This window comes from Methylobacterium sp. WL18 (assembly GCF_008040015.1).
GTDB classification, from domain to species: domain Bacteria; phylum Pseudomonadota; class Alphaproteobacteria; order Rhizobiales; family Beijerinckiaceae; genus Methylobacterium; species Methylobacterium mesophilicum.
Genome location: NZ_VRVD01000027.1, coordinates 1 through 24,479 on the forward strand (window position 1 = coordinate 1; position 24,479 = coordinate 24,479).

Sequence of the window (24,479 nt, forward strand, 5' to 3'; positions counted from 1 at the left end):
GCCTACCTCGCCGACGTCATCACCCGCATCGTCGAGGGCCACCCGCAGCGCCATCTCGACGATCTGCTGCCATGGGCCTACCCGGCCATGCCAGCCCTCAGAGCCGTGGCCTGAAAACAGCGCTTACCTTCAATCACCGCCTCGACCAGGAGCTGAAGGTCGCTGAGGCGACCGGCCGGAAGCTCGCGGTGCTCTGCCTCGACCTCGATCGGTTCAAGGAGGTCAACGATCTCTTCGGTCACGCGGCCGGTGACACCATGCTGGTCACCGTCGCCCGCTCCGTCACGACACTACTCGACGAGACGCAGTTGATGGCCCGTCTTGGCGGCGACGAGTTCGCGATCCTGATGCCCTGCGAGCAAGCGGTCGCAGCCGGGCGCCTGGCCGAGCAGGTCCTGGAAGCGCTGCGCAGCAGCAGCGCCGATGCCACCGGTCCGATGATCGCCACCAGCATCGGTATCGCGCTCTACCCGGACGACGCGGATGAGCGCGCGCTGCTCCTGAGCTATGCCGACACGGCGCTCTACAAAGCCAAGGCCGAGGGTCGAGGCACTTACCGTTTCTTTGAAGCCAAGCTGGGTACGCAGGTTCGAGAGCGGCGCCTCCTCGAACACGACATGCGCCACGCCGTGGCCCGCGGCGAGATGCACCTCGTCTACCAGCCGCAGACCGACGTGCAGACCGGTACCGTACTCGGCTTCGAGGTGCTGCTGCGTTGGCAGCATCCCCAGCGCGGTCCAGTTTCGCCCGGCGTGTTCATCCCGATCGCGGAGGAGAGCAGCGCGATCCTGCAGATCGGCGAGTGGGTGTTGCGGGAAGCTTGCCGTGAGGCGACGAGCTGGCCGAACCCACTCACGATCGCCGTCAACGTCTCCGGCGTGCAGCTACACGCGCCGCACTTCGCCCAGCTCGTTCACGAAGTCCTGTTCCAGACTGGGCTAAAGCCCAATCGCTTGGAGATCGAGATCACCGAAACGGCACTCATCCGTGATCCTGGTCGGGCCCAGTCCACCCTGCGCCAGCTGAAGGCTCTCGGAGTCCGCATCGCGATGGACGATTTCGGGACCGGTTACTCGTCCCTGTCGAACTTACGCGCCTACCCGTTCGACAAGATCAAGATCGACGGCTCTTTCATCCGCGCGGTCGATGGCAACGAACAGACGGCCGCGATCGTGCGCTCGGTTCTCGGGCTCGGCCGCGGTCTGGGACTTCCGGTACTCGCCGAGGGAGTCGAGACGCAAGCGGAGCTGAGCTTCCTGGCAGGCGAGAACTGCCAATCGGCACAGGGCTACCTGATGGGTCGACCCGCTGCGATCAAGACCTTCACTGAGCACACGCATGGAGTCCGATCTGATAGCGACCGTCACGCCCTGGTAGCCTAGCGCAGTTTCAAATGCGTCGCGGCGGAGAGCAGCACGAGGCCGTAGGTTCTAAGCGTGTGAGCCAGAACTCAGAATGTCGACGAATGGTGAGCCATCTCGCGCTAATCACGGATGCCCCGCGCCTTGGCGAGTGCCCTGTACGCGCCCTCAGCGCGGTCGACGCCTGCCGTATGCACAACCTCGACCAGGCGATAGCTTCGATCTGGAAGTTTTATGCAGCGCTGATCGACCGGCAGCCCTACCGGCCACTCCTGCCTGCGAAAGCACTCGCGATCATGAACGATATGGTAGGGCCAATCGCCTGCTCGCCCGGGGGTGCTTACTGTCCTGTCGCTGCGGCGATCGATGCATGAGCGATCGTCGAGCCGCCGCTCGGCACCCCGTCGTCGTTCCCACTCTGTGCCTTCGCGGCGACGGATCCGAGTTCCACGCGGTCACTGTGGACATCTCGTCTGAAGGGTTGAGACTGCGATCAGCGACGCTGCCGGTGGTCGACGAGCGTTTGATCTGCAACATCCGTGACATTGGATCCGTTCAGGTTCGTGTCGTGTGGGCGGGGAGTTGCGACTTTGCCGTGCGCGTCATCGGCACGACCCCTTCACCCGGCGACGTGGCGCGACGCTTTATCGAGCTGGCGCGCCGGCAAGCGAAGTTGTCCGAGGTCGTGCGGGTCCACCGACGGATCAATCCAGAGCGCACAGCCGTAGAGGTCGAACTGGCGGATAGTCGGCGCGTGCCGGCGCAGATCCTGAACCTGTCGGCCTCGGGCGTGGCGCTGTCATTGGATTTTGCTCCAGCGCTGGGCGAAATAATCCGAGTTGGGCGACGTCAGGCGACAGTCGCGCGTCGAATTGAGCGAGGCGTCGGCGCGGCCTTTCTCGAACCGCTCGAGGACGCGGCGGTCGGCGAGCACACTGTGCTTTGAAGCGCGGTGTTTAGACCGTCGCGTACAGATCAGCGACCGTGATCCATGCCGTCAATGATCACGATTAAATCCGAACTTCGCGGATACTTAGAGCCGCTCATATGTGAATGGCGCGGCGGCAAGGCCGTGACGCTAAACATCTGCTTTGGGGAGGGCAGCAGAGACTCCTCGAATGACTGAGATGGGCGCGTAGCCGAATGTCCGGTTTCGGGCGACGTCGCAACATCAGCTCTCAGAGCTTCAGGAGCCGCGCGGGCGGGCGGCGCGAGCAATGCGACTGGCTGGCAACGCCCTAAATGCCACTCTTGGCCTTTTACGCCGCAGAGTCGCAGCAGGTGATTTGTAATGACCTGCTGGGCTTCGTTTTAACGCAGTTTTCGTAAGGACTTGTCGGAACGATGCGGTCGAGGCTCGGCAGCTCGCGTAACACAAGCGTAACATGAACACTCGAAGTCCACAGCTGTGCTCGGTTGAATAGACGCGGTGGCCGCCCATCCTTGATCGAAGCCTAATTCGCGGCGGAGACCAGCGCACAGCGCGCGGCCCTCGCTCGTGTCTTTGGTCGGGCTCGCGCGATGCCAGCCCTCACCTGCCTCTGCTGCTCGACGGACTGGAGCACTTTCAGAGCGATTGGGACAGCGCGACTTTCCCCAAGGACTTCAGGTCCATCGGTCTGCGCTCGCGATTCTCGCTCGGGCCGCTACGCGCGACATTCCGCTACGTATTGGGGCGGCAAGCGCTGTACCAAATCGCGAACGCGATCGCGAGCCTCGACAGCGGCACGTTGGACGCCTTGGTTCAGCAGCTCGAAGCTACTGACAGCATGAAGGCGCGGATCGAGTTCGTCAGAGTGCTGGGCGAACTTGGCCCCACTGCTGTGCCAGCAGTTGATTACCTTGCGGCCGTTGCGAGTTCCAGCGTCCGCACGCTGGTTAGGGAGGTGGCCGAAGCCTTGCGGAGAATCGGAGTTCCCGCCGGCTTGCTCACCACGATCCAGACGGCAGCTGTCATCGCGAGTGCCGAAGGGCGCCCGAACGTCGGGCGCCGTCGCAGAGACCCGCCGGACCACTACGGTGTCGACGACAGGAACAGCGAGGAGCATGACGCAGACGTTGTCGATCAAGTCCCATGGATGCGTTGCACGATCTGACCGACTGAGGATTCGGGACGCTTTATCAACCTTGGCACCTGGAGGGGCATGTTTTGCTGGTCCGTTGTGCGGTCGGACCGCGGTTAGTCCCTCGTAGATGAATGTGTTTTGCAGCTCAGGGGTTTAGCCTGCTGATGGTGCCGAGGAAAGGACTCGCCAATCCTGGAACTAAGTCATTGATTCCATTAAGACGTTCGGGCCGCCGATCGCCATTTTGTATCACGGTCCTGTATCACGAAAGGCAGTCGCCTCCCGCTATTGTGTCTAACGAGTCTGATCACCACAGCGAGGCAAATCGTCTGACCGGTAACCTAACGGAGGCTGTCGATTTCGTTGAGCAACTGCGCCCAACCGTTTTCCAGCTCTGTTATTGTTTGCAATCTATTGTAAATGTCTCCGTGCATTTTGATGTGGTAGTGCGTTGCGAGGCGTCGTGCCCCCATGTCAAAACCCCCGGCGCGAACGACGCCGAATGTTCCTCTATAAAAGAATGAGCGATAGGTAGAGCTTCTGGTCCCCCAAGGATGTCCCCCGGCAGCACGCACGTAGATACGGCAGCTTATTCCGCGTTGTGCTCGAGTCACCAGAACTAGATCAAACAGCCGAGCGACTTTCTCTCGCATCTCGTCGGATTTGGCTGAACTCGTTTTGTCCTTACACTCGTATGCTGCAACCGGCAGTCCTTCTGGGCGCCCTCCCCCGTGTGTCCTCAACGTCGATGCGACTGTTCCAGGCAGGACAGATATATCGCACTCATGCGTCGCGGTGCTGCGCCCCAGCCATTGAAGGCTGCCATGCAGTTCGAGCGTCAGACCATCCCGATGTCGTCGCAGGAGTACGTGGCATCTACCCGTAGGATGGGACGGCGGGATACCGGACTGTCCTACTGGGAGGTCGAAGCTAGCGCCTATTGGCACAGGGGTTTCATCTGCGCGCCGCAGGCTTACGTCCCAGTGGGTGGAACTGCGGGCCTTCTCAGCTAACCTCATCAGCACCCAGGCCTCGAGCGCCTTGCCTTGGCTATTCGGCACCGCTGCCACACCATGCGCGACACGATATCGCGCTAATATGCCTCGAAGTTCGGTTGCGAGTGCTAAATCCAACGGCATGGGCTATGCGATCTCGCGAGCAATGGAACCAAGAACTCGTGCGAGTTCGTCTGCGTCTGTTTGGTCTCCCGGCGCTGACTTCCGTGCTAACCTGGGTGGGTCGCCGTCTTCCGTCGGAATGAAAGTGATAGATATCGGTTCTGCTCGCTCTACGAGTCCCGAGAAGGATTGGATGCTCCCGGCAAGCCGTTCTGCCTCAGCGAGTCGACGAACGGGCTCTACCAGACGAAGCCTCAGGAAGCGCATTGCGAATCCCAATTGCTCATCCTCGGGGATGGCCTGGCGGCGAATTGGGGGATCAGCCTGCGGATCAAGAGCATCAGCTTGCTCTAACGGTGCGCCATAGTCCCCTGGCTCCGGAAGCTCCCGACCAAGTCCGATCTCGGTAAGCAGTTCTCCGGCGAGTGCTTCGAATCCTTCTTCGTTCAGGATCCCGACCAATTCCATGATATCTGGGTTCACCGCCATGTAGCATCTCCTATAACGGATTCCGGTGCTCAGCCGGCTAGAACTCTATGGGGCGTCATCGAGCGTAAGCGGGTTGCACGTCTTTCGAAGGCGTATCTGATGCTCGGCGTCGAACGATGTCCGCGATTCGCAGGGCGAACACGAAGCCAGAGCTTACTGTTCGAAAAATTGCTCACCGTTTGGGCTATAGATTTCGCATTCACCGCCGAGATCTTCCCGGTGACCTGACCGGTATTTTGGACCGAGCCGATTGAGAGGCTACTGCATGGCGGCGGCCAAGGGTAGCCGGAAGGCCAGATCGGGGTAGCTGACGGGCGCGGGCGGCCGATAGCCCAGCGACGAATGCGGTCGAACGCGGTTGTAGGTGGTTTGCCATAGACCGATCACGATCTGCGCTTCCTTCAGCGAGTAGAAGATCTCCTGGCGTAGACACTCGTCACGAAGCTTGCCGTTGAGGCTCTCGCAATAGCCGTTCTCCCACGGTGATCCTGGCGCAATGTACTGGATCTGTGAGCCAGCTTTGGCGACCCATTTGCGCAACGCCTTGGAGATTATCTCTGGGCCATTGTCGCAGCGGATGTGCTCCGGGATGCCGTGCAGGCACATCGCCTCCGCCAACGCCTCGACCACGCCGACGCTGTTGATGCGTCGCGCCACCTTCAGCGCGAGGCAGGCCCGGCTGTGCTCGTCGATCAGCGTCAGGATGCGCAGGCTCCGCCCGTCGTGCGTCTTCGCCTGCACGAAGTCGAAGCTCCAGACTTGGTTACGGTGAAGCGGTCGTAGCCGCACGCAGGAGCCGTCGTTCAGCCATAGGCGGCTACGGGGTCGGTGCTTCTGCGGGACCTTTACCCCCTCGCGACGCCAGATGCGTTGAACCCGATCCTTGCCCACCTGCCACCCCGCTGCTTGCAGCAGCGCGGTGACGCGGCGATAGCCGTAGCGTCCGTACTCGGACGCCAGGGCGATGATGGCACGGGTCAGCGCATCCTCGTCGGCCGGCACGGTGGGCACGTAGCGTTGCGTGCCCCGGTGCTGGCCGATGATCCGGCAGGCGTGACGTTCCGAGAGGCCGTACTTCTCTCGGATGCCGTCCACCGCCTGCCGGCGTCGTTCGGGGGCTACAGGTTTCCTGAGGCGACGTCCGCCAGCACCTGCTTCTCCAAGGACAGGTCAGCTACCAGCCGCCGCAACCGAGCGTTCTCGCGTTCCAGATCCTTCATCTTCCTGGCCTGGTCGACCTGGAGGCCGCCGTACTCCTTGCGCCAGCGGTAATAGCTCTGCTCAGAGATCTCCGCCTCTTTGCACGCCAGGGCCAAACTTTTGCCCTGTGCTGTCTGCACCTCGATCTGGCGCAGCTTCAGCACGACCTGCTCCGCACTCGTCTTCTGACCTCGCCGCATCTCCGACTCCTTCGGTCCTGGCTGATCCTCTCAATCAGCCCGGTCCAAAGCCAGCCGGTCAGGTCACAGCCATGCGAACTGTCTCTTTGTCCATAACATCACCCAGCTTGGCCTTATGTTCGCACAGAGTGGCTTTCGCTGTCACTTGGCAGTTAGGGCGTTTTCATGCCGTCCGGCCGCATCTGCCTTAAGCCACTTGCCCGCCCCCGTCGCTCGGATCTGAGTAGGGCACACCGAAGGCCCGACTGTACTCCTATGCAGGCCCTCACCTACTCGGCAGCAACCATAAGCTCAGCACTGTCGTTCGGCGTTAAAGCCTCAGAAACGAGAGCCTCAAGGAGGCGGCTTCGCGCCTCATCACCAGCACGAAGGCATCCCTCTAGCCTGTCGCATAGCGCCATCAGCTCGTCGACCTTGGCGACGATGCGGTGCTGTTCGGCAAGCGGTGGGAGTGCGATCGGAATGCTGTTCATCTTCGCTTGGTTCATCTTGGGCTGCGCAGCCCCCGTCACATATGGCTTCAGGTCAATTGCATTGATGAATAGCTCCACATACCGCAAGAATGCCTCGGAAAGACCATCTAAGACATGTGCGTGATTGTTCACCCAGTATTTTCCCCGTGCAATAAAGGCGATCGGGGTCGACCTATTGACCAGATTCGCACCGTCTTCCCCAATCAGAAGCAACGGCTTATCAAATATGAAACTATCAATTTTGTCGATAACTCCAGAAGCTCCATAATAATCGTAGACCTTTGCCCTTTGCTCACGCTCTTCGCGCGATACGGGTATGCGCTCGCCGTCGCGGGAGATCATTATGTCTCCAAACGATACCCAAGCCCAGTTTGATGGCAGTGGAAATGGGACTACGTCAGCAACCAATGGCTTGATCTGTGTAGCACGGCGGTCGCGTGCAGAGACTGCCCTCTCGGCCTTGTCTGCAGCGATCTGCTTCAGCAGTTCCGACACCGTTTCGTTGTTTGGGTCCTGCGCCACGAGTTTGCCGCGCACGGCGAGGTTGAGCAGGGTCTGGCGTACCGCCTTAATCTGGCTGGCGCGCGTGGTAAGCGCCGGCAATGCGTCTAGGACGCAGCGGGCGTCGGCCTGGAAGGTCTCGGGATTTGGTGTGTCTAGACGCGCTAGGCTTGCCGTAGTTAGCTGATCGCGCACAGCTTCGCGGCTTGTATGCGCCTCCTCTATCTCATTGCAGAGAGTCATTAGTTCGTCGACCTTCGCGACGATCCGAAGCTGTTCGGCAAGCGGGGGGACGCACAACACCAGTTCATATGCGTCGGACCGACTGAGACCAGGCTTCACACCCTTGCCAAGCCTCGCCAAGTCAAGTGATGCGAGTGCATGGAGTAAAAATTTTATCGAAAAGTACGATGGAGGCTCGACATAGTAGGCCACGTCGGTAGTCCAGGAGGGCCCGTTACAGAGATTCAATGCACCCGCCGATCCCTTGCGGCCTACAATGATGGATGGGCAAGATGCCAGCGCCTCTATTGTGAAGCCAACGACTCCATTGGAACCAAATACAGGGACGCGGCCTTGATTGCCTCTCTCGCTGGACTTCAGACCCTTTCCGTACTGAAAACTCAAGAGAGTCCCGACCTTCGCTCTGTGCCATCCTTTCGGCAAATCGGCTTGGTCAACCCTCTCGTGCTCAACACGCTCCAGCAACTCTGGCGCTGGCTCGTCAGCGGCATTCTGCGGCACCAGCTTGCCTCGCACAGCCAGATCGAGAATGAAGCGACGCAGACGAGCCATCGCGTCAGGAGCGTCGGCAACACGCTCGTAGTGCGCCAGCAGTCGTTCCGCGTTCATCGGGTCAACGCCTCGGCAAGGATCGTCTTCAGCCGGTCGCGATAGCCCGCTGTCTCGGCCTCGGCGCGAGCAAGATCGGCTAAAAGCGCGCCCGGATCGCCGTGATCGTCAGCTGCCGCGTGAGGATTCTTGCAGTCCAGATTGTAGCCGCGCGCCTTCACCTCATCGGCGCTTGCCTTCCAGGCCTGCGGGGTCTGCACTCGACCCTTCCGGTCCTTGCCGCCCCACCAGTCCATGCAGCTTTGTAGATGCTCCAGCCGGATTGGCTTCGTCATCGAATAAGCCTTCTGGCCTTCGGGAACTCGATGCTCGTAGAACCAGATGTCCCTCGTGGGCGCACCCTTCTCGAAGAAGAGCAGGTTCGTACCGATAGAGGCATACGGCTTAAACACAGAGTTCGGCAGCCGAACGATTGTGTGGAGGTTACACTCCTCCATTAGATGCTCCTTGAGCTTTGCCTTGATACCCTCACCAAACAGCGTACCGTCTGGCAGCACAACAGCTGCGCGTCCGCCGGGCTTCAGCAGCCGGACGATAAGTGCGAGGAAAAGGTCCGCCGTCTCCTTGGTACGAAATGTCGGGAAATTGTTCTCGATACCGTCTTCCTCGCGGCCGCCGAAGGGCGGGTTGGTTACGACGATATCGACGCGCTCGTCCTTGCCCCAGCTGATGAGCGGACGGGCCAGCGTATTGTCGTGACGGACGAAGCTCGGGTCCTCGACGCTGTGCAACAACATGTTGGTGACGCAGAGCATGTGAGGAAGCGGCTTCTTCTCGACGGCTCGAAGGCCATTTTGAAGGAGCCACTCGTCAGAGGTCTTTTTTACGTAACGATCGCGCATGTGGCGGATCGCGCAGGTAAGAAAGCCGCCAGTGCCGCAAGCCGGATCGAAGAGCGTCTCTCCGGGCCGCGGATCAATTCGATCAATCATGAATGCGGTTACGGCGCGAGGGGTGTAATACTCACCTGCGTTTCCTGCAGACTGGAGATCGTTCAGAATCTGCTCGTAAATATCACCGAAATGCTGGCGCTCAGCGAGGTCATTGAAATCGACGGCCGATATCTTGTTAACAATTTGTCGGATAAGCTGACCGGACTTCATATAATTATAGGCGTCTTCGAATACGTCTCGAACGACACGACGGCGGTCTACATCTTGACCTGTCAGCGCCAAGTTCTTCAACGCTGGGAACAGCTCCCCGTTGATGAACGCGAGAAGTCGGTCACCTGTGATGCCTTCGGGATCCGAAGCCCAATTGCGCCACTGCAACTTAACCGGGATGGGGGATTGATAGCTGTCCTGTGTGAGCTCCAGCTCCTGGTCTTGGTCATCGATGATTTTGAGGAAGAACATCCAGCATAACTGGCTGATGCGCTGTGCGTCGCCATCGATGCCAGTGTCCTGACGCATGATGTCCTGCACGGACTTAACAATATTTCGGACCGACATGCTCACGCGACTTCCTGATACATGGCCGCTTGCAGCTCGTGCACGGCGTTCTCAAAATCAGCCCTGGTGCCGAACGCTCTTACAAGTTCGACGACGGTGCCTATGGATTTGAATGGTGTGATTTTCAGGACGTTGGTGTCGTCCAGTGTGAGCACACCCTCGTCTTGGTATTTAGAGAGTAGCGCATCGAGCACGGCGCGAGCCTTTCCGCCATACTTAGTGAACACGTCACGCTTCTTGACCTGCTCTGCTCGTTCACGCCGCGTAAGTGGCTTGGCGTCGAAGGCGACGTGACAAATGAGGTCGAACGCATCGAGGTTCTTGCCGAGCTCGTCGGCGATGATGTCGAGAGGCAAACCCTCGGCCGCTAGCTCATCGACCACGGCTTGCTTCCGATCTGCAGCCTTCCATCGCTTCAGGAAGTCATCAAGACTGGCGAACCGCTTCTTGAGTGCAGTCTTGGTGAAATCCCGCAAAGTCTCGGTGACGAGCTTACCGTGTTCGTCGAGGTACTCAACGCGCTCTGCGACAACCTTCGCTCCGATCCCATCGACATAGATCTTGCCGGTGTGACCGCCGCCAGTGGTGTGAGTGGTCGACGGGTCGTTATCGCTTCCTCCACCGTCAGGCGTAGTTTGCGGGTCGGCATCGGGGAGTGGCTGCGGGTCGTCCGGTGGAGTAACAGGGTCGTCGAACCCGGGCACGTAGATTTGCACGGGATCGCCATCGAACTCGGGATCGGCAAAGTGGCTTGTCGCTGCCCTGAAATCGATGAGCGTGAAAAATAGCTTGTTCGTATCTTCGTGGACGCGCGTTCCTCGGCCCACAATCTGCTTGAATTCGGTCATGGATCCCACGGCGCGGTCGAGCGCAATGAGCCGACAAGTCTGAGCGTCTACCCCAGTCGAGAGGAGTTTGGACGTGGTGACTATCACTGGGTACTTCGACTCGGGATCGATGAAATTGCCAAGCTGGTCCTGGCCCTCTTTATCACTCCCGGTGATCCGCATGACGTAGCGGTGATTTGCGTCACACAGATCCTTGTTCTCGTTCACGAGGGCTTGGCGCATGCGGGCGGCATGCTCCTCGTCGACGCAGAACACGATGGTTTTCTGGAAGCGGTTGCCGCTCTCCTTAAGGAACTCCGTGACCTTCTTTGCGGTCAATCTCGTCCGATCGTCGAGCACCAACGTGCGGTCAAAATCCTTCGCATTGTAGATGCGATCCTCGACGTCGTTGCCCTCACGGTCGAGCTGACCCTTCTCCGGCCGGTAGCCCTCAACATCGCGGTCGATATGGACCTTCACGACCTTGTATGGCGCGAGAAAGCCGTCCTCGATGCCCTGTCGCAGCGAGTACGTGAAGACCGGCGCGCCGAAGTAGTCGGTGTTTGAGACGTAAGCGGTCTCTTTCGGTGTCGCCGTCAGGCCGATCTGCGTTGCCGTAGTGAAGTGGTCGAGGATCTCTCGCCAAGCCGAGTCTGCCGCAGCGCTGCCGCGATGGCACTCGTCGATGACGATCAAGTCAAAGAAGTCCGGCGAGAACTCCTTGAAGAGCTTCTGCTTCTCTTCCGGCCCCGTGATGGCTTGGTAGAGGCCAAGATAGATCTCATAGGCCGTGTCGATGCGGCGTTTGTTGTCCAGCGCTATGGCCACATCAGCCTTGGTGCCGTCGCTCTTCTCAATCGTCTTCGAGCGGGTTGAGAGCTTCGCCATAGCGGGGCCGAACGGCCGAAAGTCGTTGACCATCGTCTGATCGATCAGCACGTTGCGATCGGCTAGGAACAGAATGCGCTTCTTGCGGCCTGCCTTCCACAACCGCCAGATGATCTGGAAGGCGGTGTATGTCTTGCCCGTGCCGGTCGCCATCACAAGCAGCACGCGATCTTTGCCGCTGGCGACAGCTTCGATCGCCGCGTTGACGGCGTTCACTTGGTAGTAGCGCGGGGATTTCTTACTGCCGTCGTCGTAGTAGGCCTGCAGGACGAGCTCTTCACCTTCGAGGGTTAAGCCCTTCCATGCGCGATAACGGGCCCACAACTCGTCGGGGGATGGAAAAGCATCCAGACCAAGGTTGCTCTCTGTTGGGCTACTCGCGCCCGTCCAATCGTGGAAAAGGAAGCCGTCGCCATTCGACGAGAAGACAAACGGCACATTCAGCGTTTCGGCGTATCCAAGTGCCTGCTGTATGCCGTCGCCGACGCTGTGCTTATTATCCTTAGCCTCGATGAGAGCCAAGGGTATGTTGGGCTTGAAATAGAGAACGTAGTCGGCGCGCTTGGATTTCCCGCGCGTCACGAGCTTGCCGCGGACGGTGATGCGCCCCTTAGTGAACGTGACCTCCTCGCGAATCTGCGAGGCGATATCCCACCCAGCTTTCTCAAGCGCGGGCGTGATGAACTTCGTGCAGATGTCTCGCTCGCTGAGCGACCACTTGTCCATCGCAGAGTCCGACTGGCCCGCTGAAGCTTGGCGTTTCCTTCCAGCCTGGATGCCATGCTGCCACCAGCGCCACAAGCTAAGGTAGTACGAAGCCAGTGGGGTGGTGCATCGTTGTCACGAGGTGGCTCGGCCTTCCACTCGACCGTAACACAAGCTGCTATGAGGGCGGTGTAGGAGCCTCAGATCCGCTGACGCGTGGCTGGCCGTTCAAGCCCATGCCGCGGGTTTGCAGCTTATTCATCCAGCGGTGCTCAAGGTTGACGATTTCGTCGTCCGTCTCGAACCCCGCTGCGACCTGGAGGATTGCTACCTGGTAGTCCGCAGCGCCGTGGGCCTGCAATCCGACGGCGTCGCCGCCAACGGCTGCGTGCTGCAGCCAGCGTTGGTGAAAGCCGCCCTTGCCGGCCGCCGAGCCGACGTAGTGCTCTCCGGACCGCAGCGAGGCCAGAACGTAGACGCCCTTCGCGCCTCGCAGGCGCTCAATCCAAGAGGACGCCTCGGTGGCTGCAGACGCGTCCTGCAGGCGGTCAGGATCGATCGGTGGCGCGCTGGCGATCCGCCCCTACTTTAGCACGCGGTTAAACGCCTTGAACGCCGCCCAGTTGTCGGGCGTGCCGGAGTTCTCCTCGAATCGGCTGATGAAGAGCCGATAGACCTCGCCAGCGAGTGCCACGAGCTGTTTGTGGTTCAGTGTGGCCGGACCGCTACGGACCGCCTGCCATCGCTTCTCCACTGCCGCCAGCGCGTGGAGACGCAGCACCGTCGCGGCATCACCATCACGTGTCCGAAGCGAGAACTTGACCTCATCGCCGATCGTGACCGGCAGGCGCTGGGCGCGGACGCTGCCAACGGCCGGCAGGTCGATAACGAGGAGTTGCCCTCGGACACGATCAACGACGTCCGCAGGAACCCGCTATCTGAACTGATGCTGTGTGGGGTCGCTGCGCTTAGCGTGTCTCGCCATTCTCAGGACCATGGTCGGCTGTGCCCCGGTTTTGTATACCGGTCCACGCTCGATTATCCTGAGAAATCAATACGTCAATGACTTAGCGGGTGGTGGTGCCCAGGAAAGGACTCTAGACCCCTCGTATGCATCCTACGAACGCGCCTCAGCGACGAACAAGTGCAGCGCGCCTTGAGCAATGACCTTACACCGTTTGCCCAGCAATCCGCATCCGTCGCCACCAGTCCCGGCAACTCAAATAAGATTGCACCCTCTTCAGGAAGAGAGATGACGCGCGGTGTTACGTCAGATGTTACGTTTAGGGTAGAAGTGAAAGCCCTGGGCGGGCGTTTCCGCATCTAAGTCCTTGATTTGAATGGTGGGCGCACTAGGGTTCGAACCTAGGACCCGCTGATTAAGAGTCAGCTGCTCTACCAACTGAGCTATGCGCCCGATCGCGTCTGCGACCCGCCCCGGTGGCCACCAAGTCCGTCCGGGGTGGCGGGCTGATACCAACGCATCCGGGGGCTGTCCACCCCCGGACGCGGGTTTTTTGCTATTCCGCTGCCGCGTGCTGTGCATGAACCCGCACGGCGTGGGCCGCGAGCTTGTTCAGGGCCGAGAGATACGCCTTCGCGGACGCCACCAGTGTGTCCGGGTCGGCGCCGCGGGCGGTGACGCTGCGGTCGCCGTCGCGCAGCCGCACCGAGACCTCAGCCTGCGCGTCGGTGCCGCCGGAGACCGCCTGCACCTGGTACAGTTCCAACTCGGCCTTGTGCGGCACCAGGGCGGTGATCGCGTTGAACACCGCGTCCACCGGCCCGTTGCCGTCGGCCTCCTCGATCCGGGTGCCGTCCTCGTCGGCGATGCGCAGGGTGGCGCGCTGCGGGCCCCGCGTGCCGGCGATGACCGAGAGCGAGACCAGGCGGATCCGGTCATGGGCGGTGGCGAGGTTCTCGTCGACCAGGGCCTCGATATCCTCGTCGTAGACGTGCTTCTTGCGGTCGGCCAACGCCTTGAACCGCTCGAACGCGTCCTGGAACTGGTTGTCGGACAGGTGCAGGCCGAGGTCGTCGAGCTTGGAGCGGAACGCCGCCCGCCCCGAGTGCTTGCCCATCACCAGGGACGTCTTGGTCAGGCCCACCGAGGCGGGCGTCATGATCTCGTAGGTCTCGGCGTTCTTGAGCATGCCGTCCTGGTGGATGCCGCTCTCGTGCGCGAAGGCGTTGCGGCCGACGATCGCCTTGTTGAACTGCACCGGGAAGTTGGTGGCGTGGCTCACCAGCTTGGAAGCGCGGGTCAGCATGGTCGATTCGATGCCGGTCTCGTAGGGCAGCACGTCGGCGCGGGTGCGCAGCGCCATCACGATCTCCTCGAGCGCGGCGTTGCCGGCGCGCTCGCCGATGCCGTTGATCGTGCACTCGACCTGCCGGGCGCCGCCCTCGATGCCGGCCAGCGAGTTAGCGATCGCGAGACCCAGATCATTGTGGCAGTGGACGGAAAAAACCGCCTGGTCGGCGTTGGTCACCCGCTCGCGCACGGACGCGAACATGTCGCGATACTCGGACGGCGTGGCGTAACCCACCGTGTCGGGCAGGTTGATCGTGGTGGCGCCGGCCTTGATCGCGGCCTCGACGCAGCGGCACAGGTAGTCGATCGGCGTGCGAGTCGCGTCCATGGCCGACCATTCCACGTCCTCGACGAGGTCGCGGGCCTGGGCGACGGTCTTGAGGATGATCTCCAGCACCTCGTCCTGGGTCTTGCGCATCTGGTGCGCGAGATGGATCGGCGAGGTCGACACGAAGGTGTGGATCCGTCCGCGCTTGGCGTGCCGCACCGCCTCGCCGGCCCGGGCGATGTCGGCGGGGATCGCGCGGGCGAGGCCCGCGATGGTGGCGCGCTTGGTCCGCCGGGCGATCTCCGACACCGCCTCGAAGTCGCCGATCGAGGCGATCGGGAAGCCCGCCTCGATGATGTCGACGCCCATCGTGTCGAGGAGTTCGGCGACCGCGAGCTTCTCGTCGTGGGTCATGGTTGCGCCGGGGCACTGCTCGCCGTCGCGCAGGGTGGTGTCGAAGATGACGATGCGTTCGCGGGCGGTTGTGCTGCTGGTGGTGGTCATGGCTTTACCCTGTCGCGGGCCGCCCGGCGGAAGGCTCGGGGCGGCGGGGAGCCCAAAAGGGGCGAGGTTCGCGAATTCAAAAAATCCCCTGAAGGCCCAGGCGCGCGCGCCCGGACGGCCCTCAGGGGCGGGTAAGCAGAAGCGGAAGACGAAGCCGGGCACGATGCGCGCGCGACCGCAACGCCGGCGAAGCGGCGTGGGCGGTCTCGGACGCTGAGCCGGCTCTGGCCAAGGCTCGTCTCTCCCGGGTGAATCGCGGACGGCGTGAAGCGGCATCCGCGCGAAGGGCCGCAGAGGTAGCCCCCGCGTGCCGGAAACACAAGGGCCGCCCTCGCCCGCCGCCTTGCCAAGCGCGGTCCGCCCTCGATAAAGCCCGCCGGCACGTCGAGAGAGAACCCGCGAGACCGCCATGGCCAGCTACAAGCTCCTGCTCCTGCCCGGCGACGGGATCGGCCCGGAGGTCGCGGCCGGCATGGAGGTCGTCCTCGGCGCCTTGAAGGAGACCGGGCTCGCCGCGTTCGAGACCGAGACCGACCTCGTCGGCGGCTGCGCCCTCGATGCCCACGGCAGCCCGCTCTCGGACGAGACCCTGGCGCGCGCCAGGGCGGCGGACGCGATCCTGCTCGGCGCGGTTGGCGGCCCAAAATGGGCGGGCGTGGCCTACGAGAACCGTCCCGAGGCCGGCCTGCTGCGGCTGCGCAAGGATCTGGAGCTGTTCGCCAACCTGCGGCCGGCGATCTGCTACCCGGCGCTCGCCGACGCCTCGGCGCTTAAGCGCGAGCTGGTCGAGGGCCTCGACATCATGATCGTCCGCGAACTGACCGGCGGCGTCTATTTCGGGGAGCCCAAGGAGATCACCATCCTGGAGGACGGCTCGAAACGGGCGGTCGACACCCAGGTCTACACGACGGGCGAGATCGAGCGGATCGCCAAGGTCGCCTTCGACCTGGCGGGCAAGCGTTCCGGCCGGGTGGCCTCGGCCGAGAAGCACAACGTCATGAAGTCCGGCGTCCTCTGGAAGGAGGTCGTCACCAAGGTCCATGCCGAGCACTACGCCGAGATCGAGCTGGAGCACATCCTGGCCGACAACTGCGCCATGCAGCTGGTACGCCGGCCGAAGCAGTTCGACGTGCTGGTGACCGACAACCTGTTCGGCGACGTGCTGTCCGACCTCGCCGCGATGCTCACCGGTTCCCTCGGCATGCTGCCCTCGGCGTCGCTGGGCGCGGTGGACGACAGCGGCGTGCGCCGGGCGCTCTACGAGCCGTGCCACGGTTCGGCCCCGGACATCGCCGGCCAGGACAAGGCGAACCCGATCGCCATGATCGGCTCGCTGACCATGTGCCTGCGCTACTCGTTCGGCCTGGGCGAGGCCGCGGACGCGCTGGACGGCGCCGTCATGGATGCGCTGGCCGGGGGCGCCCGCACCGCCGACATCGCCGGCGAGGGCACCAATCCGATGGGCACCCGCGCCATGGCGAATGCCGTGGCGGACGCCCTGCGTGCCCGCGTCGGCTGAGGATCCGGCACCGTCCGCGTGATAGGACGCATGGCGGATGGGCGCGGCCTTCGCTATGACGCGCGGACGTGAGGAACGGGAGCGTCATGAAGGCCGGGGACGGGGCGACGGAGCGCGAAGGCGCGGATTTCGGTTTCGAGCGCGTGTCGCTCGACGAGAAGCAGGGGCGCGTCGACAGCGTCTTCCACTCGGTCGCCCGCCGCTACGACGTCATGAACGACCTGATGTCGGCGGGCCTGCACCGGGCCTGGAAGGCGCAGCTCGTCTCGATGCTGCGGCCGCCGCAGGGCCGGCCCTTCGCGCATCTCGACGTCGCCGGCGGCACCGGCGACGTGGCGTTCCGGGTGCTCGCCGCGGGCGGTCCCAAGACGCGGGTCACGGTGCTCGACATCAACGAATCGATGCTCCGCGTCGGCGCCGAGCGGGCCCGGGAGAAGGTCGAGGGCGCGGGCGACCGGATCGCCTTCGTCACTGGCAACGCAGAGACCCTGCCGCTGCCGGACGCCGCCTTCGACGCCTACACGATCGCGTTCGGCATCCGGAACGTGCCGCGGATCGAGACGGCCCTCGCCGAGGCGCGCCGCGTGCTGAAGCCCGGCGGCCGGTTCCTGTGCCTCGAATTCTCAGCCGTCGACATCCCGCTGCTCGACAGGATCTACGACGCCTATTCCTTCCACGTAATCCCGCGGATCGGCGCCCGGGTGGCCGGGGACGCCGAATCCTACCGGTACCTGGTCGAATCGATCCGGAAGTTCCCGAGCCGGGGTGCCTTCAGCGGCATGATCGAGCGTGCCGGTTTCCGTCACGTCACGGACCGGCCGCTCTCGGGTGGGATCGTGGCGATCCATTCCGGCTGGAAGGTCTCCTGATCTTGGCCCACAACGCTTTCCCCTCCCCCTCATGGGGAGGGGCTGGGGGTGGGGGTGGTTCAGACGGGACCGCCGCGCCGCATCCGGCACCACCTCCGGCTCCTGCCTGCAAGGGCGACGGGCGACACAGGTTTGAGGCACCAGGGTTGTTGCAGGCCGCGACGCACCCCCTCTCCCGTGCGGGAGAGGGTTGGGGTGAGGGACCAGGTTTTTCCGGAAAGGTCGCATCCCTCACCCTGTCCCTCTCCCGCACGGGAGAGGGGACCAGCGCCTTCTGCACGCACAATATGCCCGCGGCTGCGTTCGAAACCAGGGCAGGCCGTAGCCGCAAGGAGGCGGAGAGGCCCGCCGAGGGCATGTCGATGTCTCATCTTGCGAGCGTTCGGCGGGGCCTGGATGATACGATGGTGCGTCCATGATCGGCGCCGCGATCAACCTGTTCCGCGGCGCCCGGGTCGGCTTCGTCCTGGCGCGCGAGGGCGCGCTCGCCCTGGTCGATCCGTCGGAGCTGCCCGCGCATCTGCGCTTCGCGCTGAAGCTCGGACGGTCCCTGGAGCGCCGGGGTCTGGATGACGGCGCCGCCGGACTGTCGTCCGCGCTGACACGGCTCGGCCCCTCCTACGTGAAGTTCGGCCAGTTCCTGGCGACCCGGCCCGACATCGTCGGCATGCGGGCGGCCTTCGACCTGGAGCGGTTGCAGGACCGGGTGCCGCCGTTCCCGCAGGCGACCGCCCTGAAGGTGGTCGAGATGGCACTGGGCAAGCCGGTGCACGCGCTGTTCGTGTCGTTCAGCGAGCCGATCGCCGCCGCCTCGATCGCACAGGTCCACAAGGCCGTCGTGCAGGATGCCGACGGCACGCAGCGGGCGCTCGCCGTGAAGGTGATGCGCCCGGGCGTCCGCGAGCGGTTCATGCGCGACCTCGAAGTCATGCGCTTCATGGCCCGGGTGGTGCACGCCCTCTCGCCGCAGGCCGAACGGCTGCGCCCGCGCGAGGTGGTGGAGATCCTCGCCCGCTCCGTGATGATGGAGATGGATTTCCGGCTGGAGGCGGCCGCCGCCTCGGAGATCGCCGAGAACACCCGGGACGACCTCGATTTTCGGGTGCCGAAGCCCGAATGGGAGCTGACCGCCCGGGAGGTTTTGTCGGCCGAGTGGATCGAGGGTGTGCGCCTGCACAGCGCGGCCGAACTCGCCGCCGCCGGCCACGATCCGCAAGCGATCGGTCGCACGGTGATCCAGAGCTTTTTGCGGCAGGCGATCCGGGACGGATTCTTCCACGCCGACATGCACCAGGGGAACCTGCTGGTGGACGCCGAGGGCCGGCTGGTGGCGGTGGATTTCGGCATCATGGGCCGGCTCGGCCTGAACGAGCGCCGGTTCCTCGCCGAGATCCTGCTCGGCTTCATCCTGCGCGACTACCGCCGGGTGGCGAAGGTGCATTTCGAGGCCGGCTACGTGCCGGCGCACCATTCGGTGGAGGATTTCGCGCAGGCGATCCGGGCGATCGGCGAGCCGATCCACCAGCGCCGGGCCGACGAAATCTCGATGTCCAAGGTGCTGACGCTGCTGTTCGACATCACCGCCCTGTTCGACATGAGCACCCGAACCGAGCTGGTGATGCTCCAGAAGACCATGGTGGTGGTCGAGGGCGTGGCCCGCTCGCTGGATCCTCGCCTTGACATGTGGACCACCGCCGAGCCGGTGGTACGCAGCTGGATCACCACGAATGCGGGCCCGCTCGGGCGCGCCCAGAGCGGCTTCGAGGCCCTGCGGGTGCTCTCCGGTGTGGTCGGCGACATCCCCGACCTCGCGACGCGGCTCAAGCGCGTGCTGATCCGCCTCGACGAGAGCGGGACCGGGGACGCGCAACGCTTGGAGCGCTTCGCCCGCACCGAGCGGCGGCGCGCGCTCTGGTCGACGCTCGCCCTGTGGGGCATCGCGATTGGGGCGTTGGTGATGGCGTTCCGGAGCTTCTGATCGCCAGGATCGGCTGAGTATCCAACCGCGGTATCGTCCCGAGCGGGACGAGAAGCGATTCAATCCACCTCGGCATGCCCCGGCATCAGCGCCCGCAATTCGCGGGCGAGCTCGCTCAGGCCGGTGGTCCCCTTCGCCAGAACCCGATCGGCCTGGCCGGCGAGGCGGCGGCGGTCCTCGGCGGTGATGTCCTTGGCGGTGAGCACCACCACGGGGATGTCGCGCCAGTCCACCCGGGCGCGCATGGCCCGCAGGAAGCCGAAGCCGTCCATCTCCGGCATCATCAGGTCGAGCAGCACCAGGCAGGGACGCTCCGTCTCCAGCGTCTCCAACGCGCGCAGCCCGTTCTCCGCCTCGACCACGGGAAAGCCCTCGCGGCCGAGATAGGCGCAGAGGTGGGCGCGCACGTCCGCCTCGTCCTCGACCACCAGGATCGGGCCATCGACGGTCACCGGCCGGAAGCGGTCGATGACCTGGCGCAGGCTGCTCCAGTCGATCGGCTTTTGCAGATAGTCGGTCGCGCCGAGGGAGAAGGCGAGGTTCTGCTCGTCCAGAACCGTGACCATCACGATCGGCGTCGCGCCGATCTCGGGATCCGCCCGCAGAGCCCGCAACACCGCCCAGCCGTCCATCTGCGGCATGGTCACGTCGAGCAGCACCGCCCGGGGGCGCAGGGCGCGGGCGCGTTCGAGGCCCCGGCGCCCGTCCTCCGCCACCGCCACGGAAAACCCTTCCCGCTCCAGGAAGCGGGCGAGCAGATCGCGGGTCGCGGCATCGTCGTCCACCACCAGGATCGTCCGGCGGTCGCCGACGCCCGCGCCGTCCGCGTTCGCGTGCTCGGCCTCCGGGCCCTGGAACTGCGCCGGCAGGGTGAGCGTGAAGACGGTGCCCTCCCCTTCCCGGCTTTCCACCACGATGGCGCCGCCGAGCATTTCCGAGAAGGCCCGGGTGATCGATAGGCCGAGGCCGGTACCGCCGAAGCGGCGGGTGGTCGAGGCGTCGGCCTGGGTGAAGCGCTCGAACAGGCGCCCGACCTGCTCCGCGCTCATGCCGATGCCGGTATCGGCGATCGTGAAGCGCAGAGCCTCCGCGGTGCGGGTGACCCCAAGCGTGATCCGGCCGTTCTCGGTGAACTTCGCGGCGTTGCTCAGGAGGTTGATCAGGCACTGGCGCAGCTTGGTCACGTCGGTGTGGGCCGTGCCGACATCCGCTGCCAGGTCCAGCGCGAGGGTGTTGCCCTTCTTGGCGATCAGCCCCTCGACTGTGGCGGCGACGTCGCGGACCACCTCGGCGACGTCGAAATCCTCCGCGTAGATCTCCACCCGGTCGGCCTCGATCTTGGAGATGTCGAGCACGTCGTTGATCAGGCCGAGCAGGTGCCGGGCGTTGGACTCGATCTTTTTCATGTCGGCGATCAGGGCGGCCTCGCCCAGATCCTCCAACTCCTCCTGGACCATCTCGGAATAGCCGATCACCGCCGAGAGCGGCGTGCGCAGCTCGTGGCTCATGTTGGCCAGGAACTGGCTCTTGGCCTCGTTGGCGGCTTCGGCCGCGGCCCGCGCCGCCTCGATGGCGGCCTCCGCTTCCTTGCGCTCGGTGATGTCGGTGTGGGTGCCGACCCATTCCCGCAGCGTGCCGTCCGCTTCGAGGATCGGCACGGCGCGCACGCTCATGTGCCGGTACGCGCCGGAGCGGGCGCGCATCCGGTGCTCGGTGGCGTAGGGCTGCAGGGTTGTCACCGCGCGGGCCCAGTCGGCCTGGGTGTGGGCCCGGTCGTCCGGATGGATCACGTCGAGGAAGCCGAGGCCGGCGTAGGCTGCTTCGTCCTGGCCGGTGAAGCGGCTCCAGGCGATCTGTCGCCGGTGCAGGCTGCCCTCCGGGTTGGCGGTCCAGACGATCGCCGCGCTGGCCTCGATCAGCGAGCGGAAGCGCTCTTCGCTGCGCTTCGTCCGCATCTCCGCGAGGTGGCGGATCGTGTCGTCGACCACGACCAGGCCCACCCCCTCGACGTCCTGCCCGCTGTCCGGCCCGGTCGCTTCGCCGCGCAGGGGGTAGAAGCTCATGGAGAACTGGCGGACGCCCCCGGGCGCCGAGGGCGTCGGGATCGCCACCGGCACGTTGGGCGAGACCAGGCCTTCGTTGAGCGCCGCCGCGAGCTTGGGCGCCAGCGCCTCCTGCAGCGTCGGCAGAATCGCCCAGATCGGGGCCCCGAGATCGGCCCCGAAGCCGCGCTCGCTCATGGTGGCGAGCGCCCGGTTCATGTGGCGGATCTTCAGGTCGCGGTCGAGGAAGCCGAGGCCCACGGGGGCGTTGGCCAGCACGCCGTCGAGCAGGCGCGACATGCGCAGCGATTCCTGCCGCCGCACCAGGGCGAGGCGGGCCAGCAGCACGATCGCGCCGAGCGCGGCAGCCCCCGACAGCAGGAACAGGATCAGCCCGCGCCAGCGCTCCCGGGCCTGCACCTCGCCGAGGTGCTGGGCCGTGATCGCCTGGCGGGCCGTCGCCTCCGCGCGGATCGCGTCCATCAGCTGCTTGCCCTCGCCGGTGCGGACGAGGTCGGTGGCCGCGTCGAAGCCCCGGTCCCGGCGTGCCGCGACCACCCGGGTGGCGAAGTCGCGCTTCTGCGCCACCAGCCCGGCGAGCGACGGGCCGCCGCTTCGGACCGGCTCCTGCGCGGTCGCCCCGAGGGCGGCGAGCTCGGTCTCGAGCTTGCCGAGCGCGACGGTGTAGGGCGTCAGGTAATCCTCGCTGCCCACCAGCACGAAGCCGCGCTCGCCGGTCTCGAGGTCCTTGACCTCGGAGAGCAGCCGCTCGACCCCGGTGATCGTGGCGTTGGCCCGCGCGGTCGCGGCGCGGTCGGCCTCTCCGGCAATGTAGTTGGCCGTGCCCGCCGCGAGCGCGACGACCAGCAGGACGAAGGCGGCCGGCGAGCCGAGAAGCGGTCCGAGCGGACCGGCACCGCGCCAGTTCGGCCGCCGCAGGCGGAAGATCGAGCCGACTCCCGGGCGGCTCACGTCTCCACCAGCCCGGTGCTGGCACCCGAGGCCTCGGAATCGGCCCGTCCGTGCGGCAGGGCGAGGTATTCCCGCGAGCGCATCTCGATCAGGCGGGAGACGGTCCGATCGAACTCGAACGCCTCGCGCCCGGACTCCGCCGCGTAGAGGTCCTGCGGCTCGGCCGCCGCCGAGGCGACGAGCTTCACGTGCCGGTCGTAGAGGGTGTCCACCAGGGTGATGAAGCGCTTGGCCTCATTGCGCTCAGCCTCTCCGAGCACCGGGATCCCGTCGAGGATCACCGTGTGGAAGGTCCGCGCCAGGGCCATGTAGTCGGAGGCGCCGAGCGGCTGCCGGCAGAGGTCGTCGAAGCCGAAGCGCGCGACGCCGTTGGCCTCCTCGGGGATCGCGACGTCGCGGCCCTGGACCTGGATCGTCGCGGTGCGGCCCCGCGCCTTGCCGGTGAGGCCCTTGAACGCGGCGTCCAGGGCCGCCCGGGCGGCCGCATCCGCCGGCACGTGATAGACGGCCGCGCCGCCGAGCTTCTCCAGGCGGAAATCGGTCCGCGAATCGAGCCGCACCACGTCCACCTGCTCTTTCAGCGTCGCTATGAAGGGCAGGAACAGAGCCCGGTTGAGGCCGCCCTCGTAGAGCCGGTCGGGCTCGACGTTGGAGGTCGCCACCACGATGACGCCGCGGCGGAACAGGTGGCCGAACAGGCGCCCGAGGATCATCGCGTCGGCGATGTCGGTCACCGTGAACTCGTCGAAGCACAGCAGGGTCGCCTCGTCGGCGAGCTGGTCGGCGACGGGGCCGATCGGGTCGTCGCCCTTCACGGTGCCGGCCTTCAGCGCCTGGCGGTAAGCGTGGATGCGCGCGTGCGCGTCGGCGAGGAACCCGTGGAAGTGGACCCGCCGCTTGGGTCCCGGCGCGGCCTCGTGGAACAGGTCCATCAGCATGGTCTTGCCGCGGCCTACCGAGCCCCAGATGTAGAGACCCTTGGGAGCCGGCGCCTCGTCTTTGCGCCGGAACAGCCATCCCAGCGCGCTGGTCTTGTTCGCACGCTTGCGGCGTCCGAGATCCTGGATCAGCCGGTCGAGGGCGCGCACCAGCTGTGCCTGGGCGGGATCCCGCTCGATGGCGCCGGTGGCGACCAGGGCCTCGTAGCGCTCATGGACCGGGCCGGGCGACACGGCGCTGGCCCGCGCCTCCGCGGATGGCGCGTGTTGCTTCCCGGATTGTTCGCTCACGCCGCCGGTCCCCTGAAACGCGATACGGCGCCGGACCGGCACCTCCGCCCCTGGTCGACGGTTCCCGCCGGGGCCGCAACCCTGTGCCGTGCAAGCTCGACGCGAATCAAGCCCGCGGGCCAAGGCAACCTGGAACACGGCGTGCCGACCCGTTCCAGAAAGCCGGCGCATGGCAGGCCTCCCGCCAACGGGCTCAGTCATTTTGCTGCATTGCACAACGAGCTTGGGGATGCGAGATCAGCCTCGTCCTTCGGGAGGAACGTCCGGACCAACTTGCGCGACAACGCGCACAGACCGGAGACTCACCATGGCCGTTCGACACCTCGCCGTGTCGGCCCACACGGTCCGGCGCCTATGGCCGGCCGACCGCGATGCGGTCCTCGACTACTTCCTGCGCCTCGATCCGGAGGCGCGCGCGAATCGCTTCATGGGCAACGTCAGCGAAGCCGGCGTGCGGGCCTATGCCGCGCAGGCGCTCACCGCCGACGGCGTGATGTATGGCGCCTTCGTGGAGGGAGAGCTGCGCGGCTTGGCCGAGCTGCGGCCGATGGCTGTCGGGGCCTTACCCTACGGTCTCGGCCCGCGGGCGGAAGCCGCCTTCGCGGTGGAGCGCGCCTTCCGCCGCCAGGGCATCGGCGCGTCCCTGTTCGCCC

Annotated in this window: 16 protein-coding genes, 1 tRNA gene and 2 pseudogenes; 9 read left to right on the plus strand and 10 right to left on the minus strand. The window is 64.6% G+C overall.

The window, feature by feature from the left end; all coding sequences use genetic code 11:
* The 4 genes and pseudogenes from FV228_RS32930 to FV228_RS04925 all read left to right on the plus strand — a co-directional run.
* On the plus strand, positions 1 to 114 hold a 114-nt coding region (locus tag FV228_RS32930), incomplete at its 5' end, for a transposase domain-containing protein (RefSeq protein ID WP_147853959.1).
* 14 nt (positions 115 to 128) lie between these two features.
* Positions 129 to 1,382: pseudogene (locus tag FV228_RS04915) on the plus strand (EAL domain-containing protein); the annotation flags it as partial.
* 349 nt (positions 1,383 to 1,731) lie between these two features.
* Entirely contained in the window at positions 1,732 to 2,307 is a 576-nt protein-coding gene (locus FV228_RS04920; protein ID WP_187277639.1) for a PilZ domain-containing protein, read from the plus strand.
* Between the two features lie 793 nt (positions 2,308 to 3,100).
* Positions 3,101 to 3,457 carry a hypothetical protein gene (locus FV228_RS04925; RefSeq protein ID WP_147853566.1) on the plus strand — a complete coding sequence of 119 codons (357 nt, stop codon included), beginning with the start codon at positions 3,101 to 3,103 and terminating at the stop codon, positions 3,455 to 3,457.
* Between the two features lie 1,112 nt (positions 3,458 to 4,569).
* Here FV228_RS04925 and FV228_RS04930 read toward each other — a convergent pair.
* On the minus strand, positions 4,570 to 5,034 hold the full coding sequence (locus FV228_RS04930) for a hypothetical protein (protein ID WP_147853567.1): 465 nt from the start codon (positions 5,032 to 5,034) through the stop codon (positions 4,570 to 4,572).
* A 116-nt stretch (positions 5,035 to 5,150) separates the two neighbouring features.
* On the opposite strand from FV228_RS04930, the gene FV228_RS04935 reads away from it, so the two are divergent.
* Complete coding sequence (locus FV228_RS04935; protein ID WP_147853568.1) at positions 5,151 to 5,288, plus strand: hypothetical protein; 138 nt, start codon at positions 5,151 to 5,153, stop codon at positions 5,286 to 5,288.
* A gap of 4 nt (positions 5,289 to 5,292) precedes the next feature.
* Here the strand turns inward: FV228_RS04935 and FV228_RS04940 are convergent.
* The 7 genes from FV228_RS04940 to FV228_RS04975 all read right to left on the minus strand — a co-directional run bounded on the left by FV228_RS04940 (position 5,293) and on the right by FV228_RS04975 (position 15,217).
* Positions 5,293 to 6,434, minus strand: a protein-coding gene (locus FV228_RS04940) for an IS3 family transposase (RefSeq protein ID WP_147853569.1) whose coding sequence is annotated in 2 segments (ribosomal slippage) — positions 5,293 to 6,158 and positions 6,158 to 6,434 — 1,143 coding nt in all. Because the reading frame shifts where the segments join, the coding sequence is not laid out codon by codon here.
* Positions 6,435 to 6,703: 269 nt separating this feature from the next.
* Positions 6,704 to 8,260, minus strand: a complete 1,557-nt coding sequence (locus tag FV228_RS04945) for a restriction endonuclease subunit S (protein WP_147853570.1) — start codon at positions 8,258 to 8,260, stop codon at positions 6,704 to 6,706.
* Positions 8,257 to 9,711, minus strand: coding sequence for an N-6 DNA methylase (locus FV228_RS04950; protein WP_147853579.1), 1,455 nt, complete (start codon positions 9,709 to 9,711; stop codon positions 8,257 to 8,259). The genes FV228_RS04945 and FV228_RS04950 overlap by 4 nt, the downstream gene beginning before the upstream one ends.
* Before the next feature lie 2 nt (positions 9,712 to 9,713).
* Positions 9,714 to 12,152: a DEAD/DEAH box helicase family protein gene (locus tag FV228_RS04955; protein ID WP_147853571.1), complete on the minus strand. Its 2,439-nt coding sequence runs from the start codon at positions 12,150 to 12,152 to the stop codon at positions 9,714 to 9,716.
* Positions 12,153 to 12,714: 562 nt separating this feature from the next.
* Complete coding sequence (locus FV228_RS04965) at positions 12,715 to 12,912, minus strand: hypothetical protein (protein ID WP_147853572.1); 198 nt, start codon at positions 12,910 to 12,912, stop codon at positions 12,715 to 12,717.
* Positions 12,913 to 13,472: 560 nt separating this feature from the next.
* Positions 13,473 to 13,548 (minus strand) — tRNA-Lys (locus tag FV228_RS04970).
* A gap of 103 nt (positions 13,549 to 13,651) precedes the next feature.
* Positions 13,652 to 15,217 (minus strand): 2-isopropylmalate synthase, encoded by a 1,566-nt coding sequence (locus tag FV228_RS04975; RefSeq protein ID WP_147853573.1) that lies wholly within the window; start codon positions 15,215 to 15,217, stop codon positions 13,652 to 13,654.
* Between the two features lie 409 nt (positions 15,218 to 15,626).
* Between FV228_RS04975 and leuB the strand changes: the two genes are divergently transcribed.
* The 3 genes from leuB (at position 15,627) to ubiB (ending at position 19,583) form a co-directional block, all read left to right on the plus strand.
* On the plus strand, positions 15,627 to 16,736 hold the full coding sequence (leuB, locus tag FV228_RS04980) for a 3-isopropylmalate dehydrogenase (RefSeq protein ID WP_147853574.1): 1,110 nt from the start codon (positions 15,627 to 15,629) through the stop codon (positions 16,734 to 16,736).
* A gap of 86 nt (positions 16,737 to 16,822) precedes the next feature.
* Positions 16,823 to 17,605 (plus strand): bifunctional demethylmenaquinone methyltransferase/2-methoxy-6-polyprenyl-1,4-benzoquinol methylase UbiE, encoded by a 783-nt coding sequence (ubiE, locus tag FV228_RS04985; RefSeq protein WP_147853575.1) that lies wholly within the window; start codon positions 16,823 to 16,825, stop codon positions 17,603 to 17,605.
* A 415-nt stretch (positions 17,606 to 18,020) separates the two neighbouring features.
* Positions 18,021 to 19,583, plus strand: coding sequence for a 2-polyprenylphenol 6-hydroxylase (ubiB, locus tag FV228_RS04995; RefSeq protein WP_147853577.1), 1,563 nt, complete (start codon positions 18,021 to 18,023; stop codon positions 19,581 to 19,583).
* Between the two features lie 59 nt (positions 19,584 to 19,642).
* On the opposite strand, the gene FV228_RS05000 is transcribed toward ubiB, so the two are convergent.
* Both FV228_RS05000 and zapE read right to left on the minus strand, forming a co-directional pair.
* On the minus strand, positions 19,643 to 22,597 hold the full coding sequence (locus FV228_RS05000; RefSeq protein ID WP_246693831.1) for a response regulator: 2,955 nt from the start codon (positions 22,595 to 22,597) through the stop codon (positions 19,643 to 19,645).
* Positions 22,594 to 23,826 carry a cell division protein ZapE gene (zapE, locus tag FV228_RS05005; protein ID WP_147853578.1) on the minus strand — a complete coding sequence of 411 codons (1,233 nt, stop codon included), beginning with the start codon at positions 23,824 to 23,826 and terminating at the stop codon, positions 22,594 to 22,596. The genes FV228_RS05000 and zapE overlap by 4 nt, the downstream gene beginning before the upstream one ends.
* A 307-nt stretch (positions 23,827 to 24,133) precedes the next feature.
* Here zapE and FV228_RS05010 point away from each other — a divergent pair.
* Positions 24,134 to 24,479, plus strand: a pseudogene (locus FV228_RS05010) (GNAT family N-acetyltransferase); the annotation flags it as partial.